This window comes from Anabaena cylindrica UHCC 0172, from assembly GCF_034931625.1.
GTDB lineage: Bacteria > Cyanobacteriota > Cyanobacteriia > Cyanobacteriales > Nostocaceae > Anabaena > Anabaena cylindrica_A.
In genome coordinates this window covers 1-15,646 of the sequence record NZ_JAYGGY010000019.1, presented here as the reverse complement: position 1 = coordinate 15,646, position 15,646 = coordinate 1, and the positions used below count along the sequence as shown (strand labels likewise).

The 15,646-nt window shown below is 36.9% G+C and carries 13 protein-coding genes and 1 pseudogene; 2 read left to right on the top strand and 12 right to left on the bottom strand.

The genetic code is table 11. The features are described 5' to 3' along the window. Positions 1–27: 27 nt before the first annotated feature. The 11 genes from VB713_RS07660 to VB713_RS07610 all read right to left on the bottom strand — a co-directional run bounded on the left by VB713_RS07660 (position 28) and on the right by VB713_RS07610 (position 11,786). Positions 28–822: a hypothetical protein gene (locus tag VB713_RS07660; RefSeq protein WP_323310969.1), complete on the bottom strand. Its 795-nt coding sequence runs from the start codon at positions 820–822 to the stop codon at positions 28–30. A gap of 43 nt (positions 823–865) precedes the next feature. Then, on the bottom strand, positions 866–2,575 hold the full coding sequence (locus VB713_RS07655) for a TrbI/VirB10 family protein (RefSeq protein WP_323310968.1): 1,710 nt from the start codon (positions 2,573–2,575) through the stop codon (positions 866–868). Between the two features lie 458 nt (positions 2,576–3,033). Then, positions 3,034–3,816: a hypothetical protein gene (locus tag VB713_RS07650; RefSeq protein WP_190908469.1), complete on the bottom strand. Its 783-nt coding sequence runs from the start codon at positions 3,814–3,816 to the stop codon at positions 3,034–3,036. Between the two features lie 39 nt (positions 3,817–3,855). Further along, entirely contained in the window at positions 3,856–4,998 is a 1,143-nt protein-coding gene (locus VB713_RS07645) for a hypothetical protein (RefSeq protein WP_323310967.1), read from the bottom strand. 248 nt (positions 4,999–5,246) lie between these two features. Then, on the bottom strand, positions 5,247–6,005 hold the full coding sequence (locus tag VB713_RS07640; protein ID WP_323310966.1) for a hypothetical protein: 759 nt from the start codon (positions 6,003–6,005) through the stop codon (positions 5,247–5,249). Between the two features lie 288 nt (positions 6,006–6,293). After that, complete coding sequence (locus VB713_RS07635) at positions 6,294–9,170, bottom strand: hypothetical protein (RefSeq protein WP_323310965.1); 2,877 nt, start codon at positions 9,168–9,170, stop codon at positions 6,294–6,296. Between the two features lie 391 nt (positions 9,171–9,561). After that, entirely contained in the window at positions 9,562–9,903 is a 342-nt protein-coding gene (locus VB713_RS07630) for a hypothetical protein (RefSeq protein ID WP_323310964.1), read from the bottom strand. 205 nt (positions 9,904–10,108) lie between these two features. After that, on the bottom strand, positions 10,109–10,714 hold the full coding sequence (locus VB713_RS07625; protein ID WP_323310963.1) for a hypothetical protein: 606 nt from the start codon (positions 10,712–10,714) through the stop codon (positions 10,109–10,111). Positions 10,715–10,971: 257 nt separating this feature from the next. Further along, positions 10,972–11,277: a type II toxin-antitoxin system RelE/ParE family toxin gene (locus tag VB713_RS07620; protein WP_323310962.1), complete on the bottom strand. Its 306-nt coding sequence runs from the start codon at positions 11,275–11,277 to the stop codon at positions 10,972–10,974. Next, on the bottom strand, positions 11,274–11,540 hold the full coding sequence (locus VB713_RS07615; RefSeq protein WP_323310961.1) for a ribbon-helix-helix domain-containing protein: 267 nt from the start codon (positions 11,538–11,540) through the stop codon (positions 11,274–11,276). The genes VB713_RS07620 and VB713_RS07615 overlap by 4 nt, the downstream gene beginning before the upstream one ends. 21 nt (positions 11,541–11,561) lie before the next feature. Then, complete coding sequence (locus VB713_RS07610; protein ID WP_323310960.1) at positions 11,562–11,786, bottom strand: hypothetical protein; 225 nt, start codon at positions 11,784–11,786, stop codon at positions 11,562–11,564. A 394-nt stretch (positions 11,787–12,180) separates the two neighbouring features. Between VB713_RS07610 and VB713_RS07605 the strand changes: the two genes are divergently transcribed. After that, complete coding sequence (locus tag VB713_RS07605) at positions 12,181–13,950, top strand: SWIM zinc finger family protein (RefSeq protein WP_323310959.1); 1,770 nt, start codon at positions 12,181–12,183, stop codon at positions 13,948–13,950. A gap of 27 nt (positions 13,951–13,977) precedes the next feature. On the opposite strand, the pseudogene VB713_RS07600 reads toward VB713_RS07605, so the two are convergent. Next, a pseudogene (locus VB713_RS07600) lies at positions 13,978–14,188 on the bottom strand (helix-hairpin-helix domain-containing protein); the annotation flags it as partial. A gap of 113 nt (positions 14,189–14,301) precedes the next feature. Here VB713_RS07600 and VB713_RS07595 point away from each other — a divergent pair. Continuing rightward, positions 14,302–15,300 (top strand): IS630 family transposase, encoded by a 999-nt coding sequence (locus VB713_RS07595; RefSeq protein ID WP_323310958.1) that lies wholly within the window; start codon positions 14,302–14,304, stop codon positions 15,298–15,300. Positions 15,301–15,646 lie beyond the last annotated feature (346 nt).

The following is a 15,646-nucleotide window of genomic DNA, read 5'->3' as shown; positions in this document are numbered from 1 at the left end:
TTAATTACTAGAAGAATCGTCTGAAAATTATTGATTTCTCTGAATTGTAGGTTTGACTTTTTGATTAGGAACTTGATTAGGAGCAGTTGATTCAGACCCTAATTGCAATAAACGCTCAATTAGCTGAGGAGAAACTTTGACACTTTGAGCAGCATTGGTCAAATTTTTACCTGACTGTAACTCTTGAATTAAATTTTGCAGTTTCTGCCATAAAGGATTACTGGGAGTTATCCAGCGTTTTTCTGCTGCTACCTGTAATCCCTTAGTAATAGTTTTAACAATTATAGAATCTGTGGGTGGTGTTTCTTTCCGAGTGACATCAGGAGTGATAGAGATGGTACTGTAGCGTGGAGTGCCTTTGCCTGTTAGCACCCGAAAGTTGTAAACTTGGCGCGTTCCTGCTGAAGATTGCGTAATTACCGTCAAGTGTGCGCCATTTGTAGCAAGGGGTATTCCGCGAATATTGACCGGGTTAATTTGTCTAAGGTGAATTAAACCGGCTCCTGAGTCTTTACAATTCGACCTATCAGACAAGCCTTGCAAGCAACCATCTACATCCATGAGGATGCGGGAAGGATCATCTAACCACACTCGTTGAATAACCTCACCAGTCTCATAAAACGAGATAGACACACCATGTCCCGGCCATACCTCTACAGTTTGCAGCTGTGCTTGAGTGCCGGTGGACTTGCTTCTGGGAATAATACGTACAGAACTTTTGGTATTAGTTGATTGTGTTCTTGGTGTCGGTAGTGCCTGAGATGGAATATTGACCAAGCAAGACGTTGTAACAGCTAGAAATAACCAGAAAAACTTGTCCATTTTCATCCTCCAGGAGACCTTCACCCAATTTGTACTCGGTAGTTTAAAGCCGCAAAGAGCGATTTACTTGAACAGTGATTTGGGTATTTTGGCGGATAAACCAAATGTTGGGTCGTTTGATAATTTCTGCGATCGCTTTTTGATTGCGTTCCTCTACCTGCTTGGAAACTGTACCAAACGCTCCTTGAGCAAATGCACCCAGTAATGAGCGATTTCCATTGCGACTGGTTTGGATACTGCTAAACCCACCATTGGATTGAGAAATGCTACTTTGAATATCAGGTTGATTAACTACCTCCCCCACCTTGGCCAGTCCTGACATCAAACCTAATCCTGCATCCAGGCTTAAAATCTCTTTGCCTTTGTCCCGATACTGATTAGCAATTAAAGGTTCTCCCCCTTTCCCCTGTATGACAATTGTTCCTGGTCGTAATGTATATTCAGTGCCATCTTTGAGAATGGCAGTAACTACAGCAGTAACTCTGCCAGATGAATCAACTCCTTGAATTTCTGCACTCAAAAGTGTATTAGCAGGAATCGCTTCTTCCCCAATATTGCTTAGTAAAGGTTGGGTGAGTTTCACAACAAACTTAGTTTGAAGGTGAGAATTATTAGAATTAACATTTGCCGACCAAACGACGGGTGTTTCTAATATGCCAGTAGTATATTCTCCTACTCTTAAATACTGCTCTTCTCTGCCCTCAATAATAGCTGCTTCTTCTGGGTAATAATTCTTGCTGTCACTGAAATTAGTTACCTTATCACTTTTAGCTAAACTTTTCGCATTAATTACCGGAGTCCACTTGGCTTTTAGTTCTTCAATTCCCCCATTATTATTATCAACAGTTCTATCTAAATCTGATGATGAATTATTAGTAGTAACTGTTTCTAGTGGTTCTATTTGAGAATTGCGGCTATAACTCGACCTACGCCTGGGAGTATAATCAGATGTGCTAATATTTCGAGTTTGAGTGCTTGCTACCTCCTGTTTTTCGTTTGTGATTGCTGCTGCATAATAAATTTGACCACCAGAACCAAGAGAACGTAAATTTGCTAATTCTGCTAATGGATCTGAAGGTTTTGTAAGAGCTTTAAAGATGGTTTGTTGTTTGGGTAAAATCGTTGAAGTTGCAACAGTTTGTACTGGGGGTGAAGAGCGTGCTATTGGCGCTTCTTTGACAGGTCTTTCCGTTCTTATATATCTTCTAGGTTGTTGTTCCCTAGTGGCTGTTGATGATGTTTCCCTGCTGACAGATTTATTAGGAATAGTTTTAGTTCTGGGCAGGTTTTCAACTGTCTGCTTATCCTGTTTTTCAACTGGTGATTCCTGTTTAATTCTATTTTGTTCTTTAAACGCTTCCAGTTCTTCTGCTTGTTTTTGTAATGCTAACTTGGCATAAATATCACCATCTTTTTTGGGAACTTCTTCTTCAGGAGGAGAGGTAGTAGCAACTTCTGGTGTTTGTTCTTTCTTCGTCACCTTCCCATTCATCATGGGATTGAGGAACATAAAAATTAGCAGAAATCCTAATCCAAATCCTCCCCCAACTACTATTGTGCGTGACCAGGGAGAATTTACAAGTGAATGTTGTGTTTCTACTAATTCCAATTCATCTGCTAATTCTACATCTGATTCAGTAATAATATTTTGATTCTCAGTACCAGCAAAATTATTTTCAGAGTTATCTTCTGCGAAACTGAGTAAATCATCTATTCTATTAGATTCAGTTTGGTTTTCTAAATTTGTTTTCATAAATATCCCTATTGTATGTACAGTAAGTAACCAGAATTTTCAATTTTTATGTATCAATAAAGTAAATATTTGTGGTTCTTCAGTTCTTTTTATGGAAAACCCGGTTCAAAATCATTAAACACCTTATTGTGTCGGCATTTCATTGAAAATATGGACATAATTGTTTATAATCCTTTCCCCGTAAGGCTTTTGTGATAATCAATTTTCAACCACTATAAAATATCCGAAAGAAACATATCTGTTGTATGAGATTAATTTCTCAGTTCTCAATAAGTAAGTTGGCTGGAAAAATTCCAATCATTTAACGGTATGTAAAGTTGATTCAATGCGTTATTGTTGTTGAGTTTTAGCCATTTTACCAAATCCAACATATTTGGATTTTATAAAACGAACTTACAGCTTTGTCTCTCCCTGTACTTATCTAAACAGATAATTTACCTTGATTGAACTGTATTCTCTCAGTTCTTTCCTAAATTCAAATCTGTGATTTCAATAATTTCTAAACCTGACTTGCGAACTGAATAAATTTTCTGAGCAATCTCTGTAGTTTCTGGAGGTTTTTGAGGAGTTTGTATTACTTGAACTGTCACAGTTTTATTAAAAGCTATTCCATTACCAGCATTATCCTCCTTACTAAAAGTCACCAAAGTAGCAATCACATCTACTTGCCATTTTCCTTTACCTATCTTGCGTGGTTCACTAACATATCTTGGTACTAGAGAACTTTGTAAACCACCTTGAAAGACACTTGGTGGTGTGAGTTCTGCTAATCTTTTGAGAAAACTGGCTCGAAAGTCTTGTTCTTCACTTAATGCAAAAGCAGCTTCCCAAGCTTTTGTCATAACTCTTGCAGTCCCTTTTGTAACTTTTATAGCAGTGCCATTATCTTGTTGAGTAATAATTTCTCCATTTTTAGTTGATTTGATTAATCCATCCCAATTGAACATTTTTACCAACGTATCAACCACAAATTTTTTAATCACTTCTGCTGAACGGTCATCAGGTTCGAGTGCTTTCACATTGATTGTATTTCCATCAGCAATCTGGACTAAAGATGGTGGTTCCTTACGAGCTAAAGTTGAAGTTGCACCATAATTGAGCATTTGTAATAAGAAGGATAAAGAACTAAAAATTAGCGAGATGATAGCAACAATAGCAATGGGATTAGATACCGATTGCCCAGAACTTAGAAACTGTAATGCTTCCCTTTTAGGAACTTTGGATTTAGTGTGATTTAGCATAATTTCTCAAAATTGATAAAGTTCTGATTGATAAACTTTTTATTTGCGAATCATGGTTGTTATTCGGGACACACTGGCAGAAAGAGCAATATTACCTGCTGAGATAGCACCACTAGCTAACCATTGAGCGCCATTATTAAGCTGAGTTAGCACTGCTAGACCACCTCCAGCAGCAATTCCTGTGGCTAAAAATGGGGCAACTAAACCAATAAATGCCAAAAAAATCATCGGTTGACTAGCTTTGGCTGTAGCAACTAACTGTCCAGCTAAACCTAAAATAATGTTGAAAGAAAGTTTAGCAAGACCAACAGTAAAAAACCCTGTTAACCAACCAAAAATTGCTTTATTACCAATTGGCATTAAAGAACCTCCAACTGCTAAAGGAGCTATTAATGCAGTTAGAAGTAATGCTAGTTCCAACCCCCATTGGTAAGCATTATTTAGTGCTAATAATAAACTGGTAATAAAAGTCGTAACAACTGCACCAATTGCAGCACTAGAAGCCGCAGACAATTTGCTGGTAATACTTCCCACTAAACCATCACCTTCTGCTTCAGAAGCTGCTTGATTAATTTTGTCCAAACCTTGAGTTACCCAACTACCTGCTGCTCCCAAATAGCTACCACCTTCTGCATCTTTAAAAGTGTCAGGAAATTTGGCTTCTAAATCGGCTCTTGCTTGTTTGAGACATTGTATTCCTTCTTCATTTGATAATTGAGAAGAACGACATTCTTGAATAGCATTACCTACGGCTGTTTCTAATGCTGCTTGTCCTAGTGCTTGTTGGTAAGCGGCTCTCAAATCAGCATCGGCTGCGGTGTACTCTAATATATAGTTATTGACACTGTTAATATATTCCCTCAATGCCAAAGTGCTATTCGCTAGTAGAGAACCATTATTAGCAAGAAGAACAGTGACAATTAAAGGCCAGATTAATTCACTAAATGCTCTTTGTTCTTCGTCATTAATCATTTGCTTACCCCATTGCACCATGAATAATGCGAGGGTAGCAACTGCAAATAATACTCCAACTTTACACAGTGAAGCATATAGTCCACCTGTAAGAGTTTGTTGCCATAGATCATTAAAACCTTCTGCTACCAAGCTGGCACCAGCAGACGCATTTTCGATTAAATCTCCTGCACCGAAGTTATTTGCTGCTAGTATTGTTTGACCAAGCATAATGTTATTCCTGGTAGAATAGAAGTGAAAAAGAGTTAATCCAATACGGTTTGTATAAGGTTAATAATTGACATTGTTCTCAACAAAGGAATGTAATAATCAATCTTTCAGGATTTCAAAAATTGGGATTTTTGGTTAACCGCACCGTATTGAGAGTTAATCAAAGTGTCTTTAGACCTGAGAGTGTCAATTTCAACCTGATTTGAAAATAGATTTTCATCCCTCCTGGTGTACGCAGTTCATGATGGCTACTTATTGACATAAGCAGGGTCTAATCTACTCCAACCAGTTAACTCTAAATATTGACTAGTCATACCAGTAGATAAAACTCTTCTCGCTCGATTTTGTTCTGATTGACTTTCAGCAATTTGATTGAGCATGAGGTTAGTTTGTTGGGCATCATGTCGTGCTTGTAAGCCATCAGTACGTACCTGTCCTAACATGGAGACAATTTGAGCATTTTGAGCAGCGATCGCTTTGAGGACATCTTGTGAAGCATCCATATTTTGAGCATCTTCAGCTAACTGCTGTGCTTCTCCAACAGTTTTGTTGGTAGCATCAATTTCCGATTGAGTCCGCTGCTGTCCTTCTTTCCCTAAAACACTAGCTACTGTAGCGCGGGTACTATCTCTTTCTAGTTGTTTCCCAGCTTCCACCGCACCAATAATGGTGCTACTTTCTGCTGCTATCCCTCCTTTTTCTTGCAATTTATCAGCTAATTTTTGACTAGCTGCTGTAGGGTCTGGTATTCCCATATTCCCCTTAGATTCTTCAATTGCTGCTTGAGCATCTTTTTGGAGATTTCCCCAACTTTTATCTACTTCTTCCTTTAGCTGATTCGCTACTTCGTTAAAATAGCCGTTTATGTATCCAAATGTTTGATTGAAGAAGTTGTCAATTTGTCCTCCCAAGTCAATTGCAAAGGCATTACTTGGTACACTTATAGCTGCTAATATAAAACCTGATGCAATAGCAGTTGAAACTAGCTTTTTCTTGTTATTGTTCATGAGATATTTCCTATTTAATAATTCAAGACTAGGTAAATTTAGAACATTAGATAACAACAAATAAGTTTGATAGGTGAGTCTTTCGTTATTGGGTATCTGGTTTATGAAAAAAAATACAGTCCCACAGGAAGTTTTATTATTCGATTCCAGATTTATAGAGCCTGTTTTATTTAGAAAACTCCACAAAAAAGATGGTCTAATTTCACTCCTATCAAAACAACTTTTTCTCCCCCTGCTCCCTGCTCCCCTGCACTAAAAAAGATGGGATTTTTTTTATTTGTATTTCCTTTATGCTACTATTCTCAATGGTTTATCAGACTTAGTTTCTGAAACATGAATTTGTTTTGATTTCAATTTCACCTCTTCTAAAATTTCATTAGCCTCCTCACTAAGTTCTTCACCCCTAATCAATTTGATGTACACTTCAGAAAATCTGACTATTCCCGTAATAGGATCATCTTTATATTTCCTGAGATACAATGTTCTGAGTTCCTGTTCTTGGGGATTATTAGCAACAGCAGCTAAAAGACAATAAGCAGGATAATAACGGCAGAATGTAAATTTACCATTATCATCTAATAACCATTGTGAATAAATACCTTCCTTTTTGGGAAAGAATGACTCTGTACTATTACGAGAAATAATCTCTGTTGGATATTGAAAATATTTGATAAATGACTCTATCGCACTACTTTGAATCCGACCAATCAGCCGAGTTGTCAGGTTAGCAAAGATTTTGGCAGATGATTTACTTTGATAGATAGTATCTGGCTCTTGTGCTGATAAAATTACACGAATTCCAGCTTTAGCACCATTAGCACATAATCTACCAATTAATTCGGCAATTGCTTCAAATTGAAACAATATTGGTGCTTCATCTAAAAAGAAAATTGAAGCCTTAGAACTCAGAGCGCGACGCAAAGCGGCAGCATAAGCACTTAATGATAAAATAGCTGCATCTGCCTCAGAAGAAAGAGAACGCAATGCAAATACTAATAATTTAGCATCAGTACGAAAACTGGAAGGTTTGCTAATAGATTGACCAACTCTACTATTAAGCCAAAATTTTAATCGCAACCTAATTTGGTCTAGTGCTTTTAATTGCTCCTCGCTATTACTGGCAATTGAATCTAGTTTAATATAACCAGGAGAGCAATAGTTATAGAAGTCATTGAGTGTAGGAGTATCATTCCATTCTTCTGTCCCCAAACCTTTTTCTAATGCTAGTTTATAGCGTAATTTGATGTCATCATCTGCAAAAAAAGTTTCAATTGCTAAGGTGATGATACTTTCAATATTACTCACCATTGTAGCATCAACACCAACAGGATTAGTGCCTATCACCATTGTGATGATTGTAGATTTAAGGAAATCCTTAAAATCTGTTAATCGCTCTTTTCTTAACTCTGCTTCTAAACCTCTTAAATCTGGTAATTCAAACAGGTTATTTGTTTCACGACTAATATCAAAATATGCCCCATCTTCTTCCCCCATAAAATTAGTATAATCAGTAAAAGTGCTACTACCATCTGGCTTAGGATAATCAAGAGCAACGACGGGAATATCTTGAGCTAAAGCCGGGGTAAGTAAACCAGCCACCAATACCGATTTACCAGCACGAGTTGTCCCAAATACTGCTAAATTCTTGTGGTGGTTGTATAAATCTAAATGAATAGGAGTACCACCTTCATCAGCAATTAATTCAAACCCGGTTTTATCTCCAGTTGCAGTTTTAATTACTGGCATTAGTCCGGGGACTTCACTGCTAAAATAAGGCAACCTGCGATTAAATGGTTTAGTCAGCAAGTTTTGCCAAACAATTGGTAAACATTGTAACCATACTTTCCAGGCATATTCCATTTCTCGTACCACAACAGCCGGACGGAGAAAGCAGCTAGAAACATAACGACAAGCTTCGTCTAGTTTTTGACGTGAGGGACGGTGTACCAGAAAGACTACTGCGGTATTAATTGGCACTGCACCTTTATAAATGGTTTCTTGTGCAGCGATCGCTTCTTCCATGTTCAAATTAGCTTTTACATCCACGCTATTTTTATCAGCAGACATGGCAGAGGAAACGATAGATTGTTTAGTCAGACGTTGCAGTGCGGTTTTAGCTAATCCCTCGTTAGCTCTCGTCAGTTGACAAATGATTTCTGTATCAGAAACCTTATCTCTAGCAATTAGTTCCCACAAATACCGTAATTGTGCATATTCATCCACCCAGCCAATTGGTTTTTCTGTGAATGTTAATGCCCCGATATAATGGTCTTGTAAATTTACCCAAGCTCTATCCAAAAAAGGAACTGATGCTTCTCGTTCTAAAATTAAGTGACGGATGTGGAAATCGCTGTTTTGTTGTTCCCTCAATCCATCATTATCCAAAGTCAGCAAGTGCGGAATATTTGGAGGGTTGCTGGTATTAAATTGTCCCCAAATTACTCCCCACAGTTCCTGAGAACCCAATGGTTTGATGTTCAACCCCATTTTATTATTTAGGGTTTGTTCCCATAGCTGAAAGCCAGATGTAAAGCTATTTTTGAGAATTGATTCAATCCGTTGATGTCTAATTTCGTGAATTTGTCCAGTAAACTTGTGCCAACTTTCTTTAGCTTGGAAAATAAATTTCTCTACAAAGTCCGCTGTTTCACTATTCTCAGCAACAGTATAGGTACAGTAAATTCTCAAGAATTTGTTTTTGCGATCGCCTTGATTTGTTAAATCTCTAATTCGCAACCGTTCTGACCGAATTAACAGCATCAGTTCATTACTACGACAATTTTCTTCTAATGCTTTTAGTTCCTGTTGACGGTTATGGTCATCGGTAAATGAACCCAGATGAAAGGTTAAAGATTCACCATAGGGTATTTCTTTAAGTCCGGCTTCTATGCCTGCAAAAATTGGTAAAATTTGGCTTTCTGGGAGAGAAGAATGGATACCTTGGCAGTCAAAGCAGAATTTAATTTGGATATCGTCTTTACGCTTGAGGATAATTGCACCAACATCTTTTTTGCCGGCTATGGAGATATTAGCGATCGCTGCAATATGGGTTAAATCCTCAAAAGGAGTCAGGCGTTTGGCTACAGAAATCTCTTGGGCAGAGATATTTTTATTTCCTACCTTATCTTTAGATATTTTCCCTTTCGTTGAAGAATTCGTTGTCATAATTTCGTTGCTCAAATGATGTAATTTTTTCTGACTTTGACCAATAAAAAAGGATGCAAGCCTCGAAATTTATTTATGGGGTGAATGTAAATTTTCAATGGTGTTGCTGTTAGCGCAGCTTGGCGTTATACCATTTATTTATCAGGCTGCGCTGAATAAATTCTTCAAATAAAGTAAGGTTTGAACCAAAAGAAAATGAGATTATTTTTTAGGGCATCTATCAACTATGGCTCTATGGCTACGCTGAACAACCTATTAAACAAAATTTGTATTAGCTATATCATGCGATAATTTTGTGTAATTTTGACCCAACTTTAGATGGTCTGATATTCTAATTTATCCCGCATTTATACAAAGAGTTTTGATTTTTTTACCTAACCTATGGTCAGCACTATTTTGAATTTGGCACGGACATCTTTTTTGCGGTTGATGTTAGTATTTCTGGTTCTTGAATCAGGGAATAAAAGCGTTTGTATCCTCTGGTAACTCTGGGTACTGTGAGAAACTTTGATAACCAGGTTTTATTACTGGTAAGAGTCCACCAAGTTCCCCACCCCCAAGCAATAACTAACCCAGTCACTAACCAAGAAGCTTGAAAAGTTAGCTTGCAGATTAAGTATGTAATCAATGCAATAGCTGTCCAAGGAAAAACTTGATCTGCTGGAAATGGTCCAATTCTCGGCTGTTCCCCCAAAATTCGATTGACTGTTCTAAATTCTTTGCGTTTCATCATCTGAGGTTTTTGAAGGTGTAAATTTAACCTAAACTGCTATTATCAGACTGAGAGAAAAGCTGAAATTTTGTTCGTTGTATTGTCGAAAAATACTGAATTCATCCAAGGGTGATAGAAGTCGTTGAGAAACGAGCGCTCGTTATGAATCTCCAGAAACCACTCTGCTTTTTCAGAAGAGAGTTAAACGCCTCTTTTTTTGAATTACTTACACTGCATTACCAGTAATCAAACCTGTGAGAATATCACCAACTACAATCGTAACGCTGATGATCAGCGGAGTTCTCGCTAAATTCTGCCAATCTTCATCATTTCTGGCAGCATTGACAATTCTCACTAAGGAAATACCAAGATACAGCAGAAACAATGCTCTGAGGACATTAAAAAATAGTGCAACAGCATCAGCAGGCATTCCTGCAAAAGCTCCTGTCATCCATGTTTGTGCGCCATTAAAAAATTGGGCATTAGCTGATGTTGTGGTAATATCAAAGGTGAAAATTATACAGATAATACCAACTAAAATGGCATAAAAGTTGATTCCCCAACGGCGTTGCAATTTTTCAAATTTGGTCAGCAATTTATTTGCTAATTTGGGAAATGCTGCGATGATGGCAGTTAGCAAGATTAAAACGGACATCAGCAGGTGATTAATGGATGTATTTGCCAGCACTAATGCTGTTGCTGCTGCTACCAATAAGAAAATTGAACTTTTTTTATCAACTGGGCGACGCTGGGATACTATTGGATAAACCTCAATTGCCTGTTGCTTGGGAATTTGGTAATTACTGCAATCAGGACTATTGTGTATTCTCATGTCTCAATCTTTATAAATACTTACGAATAAGCATCATTCTCTACTATCCTGCTTCTCTGAGTCAGCTATCAAATTTCGTAATTGCAGATATAAGATTCTGTCTTCTTTTTTTCAACACTTATTTCTAAAACATTGGTATAAAATTTATGACAACATCTATCAATTGATATAATAAATTTAGCGTTGCTGAATTATGCACTCTACATCAGAAATGTGTTAGTGTAGCTCACGGTCTGGTAAAATTTATCCTATTTATTCTATTGAGAATCATCAAAAACAGAGGGAAGATTACGACGACCACTTACTACCCGCAAAATTTCAATTCCATCATCCACATCCAAGACTCTATAAAAAATTATATAGTCTTCAAGGAGTAATCCTCGCAAATCAGCATGTATTTCTGAGTAGCTTTTACCACTATTTGGAAAAGAAATTAATTGTTGACATTTACGGTTAAATTCCTGGAAAAATTTTTCACCTGCTTCTAGGTTATTTTGTGAAAAGTATTCAGCAATTTCGCTCAGATCACGACTAGCGAGAATATTAATAACGTAACAATTCATTTTTGTACCTGTCGCTGTTGCTGAAAACGATCTAAAATTTGATTGACAAATGTTTCACCGTCAATAGGTGCTGTGTGTTCTGAAATTGCAATAGCAGCATCAATTTTTTCACGCACTTCCTCAACCCATTCTGTCTCAGAACGATCATACTCATCTAGCAACTTGAGAGCGATTTCTAGAACTTCTTCTACAGAATTGTATTTCCCAGTTTGCAGCTTTGTTTCAATAAAGCGTTCTTGCTTAGGTGTGAGACTAATGCTCATAGTAAATTTTGATTAAGTTGGCTATACATAATAACTATTGTAATATAGTTCCAAAAATTTAATTATTCTCAAGGCGTTAGTAGCCAAACGGGAAAATACTTCTTTACCAGAGGGTAATTTACCAAGTTTATGGGTTTTCGCTCCTTCTGTTTTCCCTTCTACTGGGTTACTGGAGAGTTTTGGAGCTAAACTAGATTTAAATAATTGGCTACCAGGGGTATTTTTTCTGCAATAAATTCTAGTCAATTCTCCCAATTATTAGTTCTTCTGTACTAAATATATCCGTTTTTTTGGGGTGTGACAGTTGTGGGTGCGGAATGTGGGATTTATCAGTTCGCAGATATTGCCCCACTAACTCCTGTCAAGCAATGGTCAATGAAACAGGCAGCTTTTTTGAAAAAAAAGAACTATCGTCAAGGCTACTTGTCAGCTGAACGGTGATAATAGTACATCAGATGAGTATTTCCAAATGTTTCTAGATCAGAAAATGTGACCCATGGATCACAAAATGCAATTCAACACTTTTTGACCCCTGTGGATGAGCGGTTTTACTCCTACCGCCTGCTGTAAACTGGTTATTAAAACGTAAAATAATGTACTTTATTTAAGTATCAGGCTGAAAATAATTAACTTAAGTCTTATGAAAATTCTACCAATTTCTGAAGCAATAATTCGCCATAACTCTAATTCCTCATCTTACAGTCGTGGTGAAGATTATTATCGTAGAGATGCAGTTGCAGACCTGAAAAAACGAGGTAATCTAATTCAAGCAGCAGTAGAAGGAAGCGAAATCAGACCCTATCAAGTCAGTATCAATTTTGATGCAGCCGGAATTACCTCAGCTTATTGTAACTGTGCTTACGATTACGATGGGTGGTGTAAACATATTGTCGCTACTTTATTATATTGTTTACATAAATCAGAAACAATTACAGAACGTCCCACATTAGAACAGTTATTAAATCGTCTTGATATTGTCCAAACCCAGCGATTATTGCAAGAATTAGTAGAAAATAGACCAGAACTAATTGATGAAATTGATAACTTTGTCAGTTTAATAGATTTACCAAAACCAGCTAAAGAACAACTGTCTACCCAACAACGGAACATTGATGTCAAACCATTTCGCTCTCAGGTCAAGCGGATTTTACGAGATGGATTACAAGAATTAGAATATGGTTCAGAAGATGATCCATTTACAGATGAATTACTAGCTGTAGTTGAGGAAGCACAAGAATTTGCTAAAAATGGAGATGGTAATAATGCCATTTTAATTCTAGAAGCTATCACCACAGCTTACGCCGAAGAATGGAATGAGTTATGTGATTATGGTGGAGACTGTTTTTCCATAGCAGAAAATCTTGATATCGCATGGACAGAAGCAATTTTATGTTCAGAATTATCACAACCAGAAAAGGTAGATTTACAAATGTTGTTGTCATCATGGCAGGATGAAATTAATGCAGATTTTGCCATGAGTTTAGAAGCATTGCGTCAAAGTTGGGATTATGAACCACTGCAACGAATCTTACAAGGAGATGATACTGCACAGCTTTGGGAAGATGAAAGACCAGATTTTGCAAATCATTTAGCGGCTGTTCGGTTAGAAATTTTAGAAATTCAAAATCGTTATCAAGAGTATTTGAATTTAGCTTTAGCAGAAGGAATGATCCAGCAATATCTAACTCAATTAGCAGCTTTGGGTCGAATAAAAGAAGCCATATCTGCGGCTAAAGTTCTTATGGATACAGTAGAAGCAGCTTTTGCTTTAGCCAAAATCTTACGGGAAGATGGGTATTTAGTAGAAGCATTAGAAATATCGGAAGCAGGGATAAAATTACCAGGCAATTGTTTGTATGAATTTGCAAATTGGACAAGCGATTTAGCTCAAGGATTAGAAGAATATACTACAGCTTTAAATGCTAGTATTATCGCCTTTAAAATCAGAGCATCATTTAGACATTATCAAAAAATACGAGACTTAGCAGGAGAGAATTGGCCGACAGTTAAACAAGATTTATTGGCAACACTCCGCAAAGAACCAAATTGGGGAATACAAGAAGCTAAAGTTGATATTTTTCTCCATGAAGGATTAATTGATGATGCAATTAAAACAGTAGAAAGAGATAGTTACTATGATTCAGAATTAGTTCACAAAGTTATGGATGCAGCAATTCCTCATCGTCCTGATTGGGTAATTAATAATTCCCGCAAACGCGCAGAACCAATTATGAATGAAGGAAAAGCTGACCGTTATGAATCTGCGGTGCGTTGGTTAAAGAAAACGAGAGCTGCTTATTATCAAATGGGAAAACAAGCTGAATGGTCTGCTTATCATTCACAATTAGAAGCAGAGCATGGTCGCAAACGTAAATTAATGGGATTATTCAAAGATAAGAATACCTGGTAGGCGATGGCGCAAAGCGCCCGCCGCAGGCATCGCTTTATCCCCATACTGTTTGTAAATCTTGACTGCATAGATAGTAGAAACGCCATGTCCTTGTAAAAACACCATCACTTCTTTAATGGTCTTTTGAGTTTCCCAGGCGTTTTTTGGCTATGCCGTTAATTTCAATTAAACGGTCAATTTGGTTTTCAATGATTTCCAGAGTTTCTGTTCCAAAGTGGGCAACAATCCGTTTTGCTGTGAAAAGTGAGCCGTTCTACCACTCCAGTAATAAGTACCTGGACAGAATTAATTACACAAATAAATAACATAATATATTAAGGTATAAGAGTCATTATCTTAATTGTAATTAAAATGATATTTATTCGAGAAATCAATCCTCTTTCAGTCAAATTGCTAGAGCGAATTCATCGCCAAAGCCGAAATCATCAAGTACGTCAAAGGGCGCATTGCCTAATACTAGCAAATCAAGGACTAAAAATCAAAGAACTTATGAAAATTTTTCAAGTAAGTTATAAAACAATTTATAACTGGTTCGACAGATGGGAACTAGATAGTATGATTGGATTGTATGACAAACCAGGTAAAGGATGTAAATCAAAATTTAATCCTGAGCAAGAAGAAAAAATTAAAGACTTTGTAAAACAAGAACCAAGGCAGCTGAAACAGGTAGTACAAAAAGTGAAAGAAGAATGGGGAATTATATCAAGCAAAAAAACAATTCAGAGAATACTGAAAACACTAAAAATGAGTTGGCATAGGATGCGTCGAGGGATAGGAGGAGAACCACCAACTCATATATATCAAGAAAAAAAGGCACAACTGGAAGAATTTCAACGATTAGATGAACAGGGAGAAATTGATTTATATTATTTAGACGAAACCGGATTTTGTTTGATTCCTTCCGTGCCATATGCTTGGCAAGATATCGGAGAATACGTACCTATTTCTAGTCGTCGAAGTCAGCGTTTGAATGTGTTAGGAATTATGAATAAACGTAATCATCTTGAAACTTATATTTCCTCGCAAAGTATTAATTCGGATGTAGTTATTGCTTGTATTGATGCTTTTTTTCCTCAAGTAGATAAGCCAACAGTAATTGTCGCAGATCAGGCTTCTATTCATACTAGTGATGCCATTTTTGAAAAACTTGAGGAATGGCGAGAACGTAATATTACCATTTTTGAACTGCCAACTTATTCTCCTCACTTAAACTTAATTGAAATTTTATGGCGGTTTATTAAGTATGAATGGATTCCTATAGATGCCTACAAAGATTGGAAAACTTTCGTTACATCTGTTGAAAAAATTCTTAGAGAATTTGGAGAAAATTATGTAATTAATTTTGTCTGATTACTTAGTTTCTTGGGGAACAGAAGCATTAATTTGTTGGGAAGTTGGGTTTGGTGCAGTAGACATTGTTTACTCAAATTATGCTGAGTGCAGTCATCACAAAGTTGTATTTTTAAAGCAATAAATAAAATTAAGGAGGCAGAATGTACTATAGAATTGCTTACTGTTACAAATCACTCAACATAGAGCATTTAGAAAACAAGTGCTATGCCCAAACGCCTCCTAGTCGTCGAATCCCCTGGTAAAGTCAAAAAACTGAGTCAAATTCTCGGTGCAGATTGGATTGTGCGCGCTAGTTGTGGACATATCCGCGAACTCAGCAATGAGGGTGATGATTCACTAGGAT

Coding starts and splice junctions, on each gene's coding strand:
- VB713_RS07605 (WP_323310959.1), top strand. CDS start 12,181: ATGAAAATTCTACCAATTTCTGAAGCAATAATTCGCCATAACTCTAAT.
- VB713_RS07650 (WP_190908469.1), bottom strand. CDS start 3,816: ATGCTAAATCACACTAAATCCAAAGTTCCTAAAAGGGAAGCATTACAG.
- VB713_RS07630 (WP_323310964.1), bottom strand. CDS start 9,903: ATGATGAAACGCAAAGAATTTAGAACAGTCAATCGAATTTTGGGGGAA.
- VB713_RS07625 (WP_323310963.1), bottom strand. CDS start 10,714: ATGAGAATACACAATAGTCCTGATTGCAGTAATTACCAAATTCCCAAG.
- VB713_RS07615 (WP_323310961.1), bottom strand. CDS start 11,540: ATGAGCATTAGTCTCACACCTAAGCAAGAACGCTTTATTGAAACAAAG.
- VB713_RS07645 (WP_323310967.1), bottom strand. CDS start 4,998: ATGCTTGGTCAAACAATACTAGCAGCAAATAACTTCGGTGCAGGAGAT.
- VB713_RS07595 (WP_323310958.1), top strand. CDS start 14,302: ATGATATTTATTCGAGAAATCAATCCTCTTTCAGTCAAATTGCTAGAG.
- VB713_RS07660 (WP_323310969.1), bottom strand. CDS start 822: ATGGACAAGTTTTTCTGGTTATTTCTAGCTGTTACAACGTCTTGCTTG.
- VB713_RS07655 (WP_323310968.1), bottom strand. CDS start 2,575: ATGAAAACAAATTTAGAAAACCAAACTGAATCTAATAGAATAGATGAT.
- VB713_RS07640 (WP_323310966.1), bottom strand. CDS start 6,005: ATGAACAATAACAAGAAAAAGCTAGTTTCAACTGCTATTGCATCAGGT.
- VB713_RS07620 (WP_323310962.1), bottom strand. CDS start 11,277: ATGAATTGTTACGTTATTAATATTCTCGCTAGTCGTGATCTGAGCGAA.
- VB713_RS07635 (WP_323310965.1), bottom strand. CDS start 9,170: ATGACAACGAATTCTTCAACGAAAGGGAAAATATCTAAAGATAAGGTA.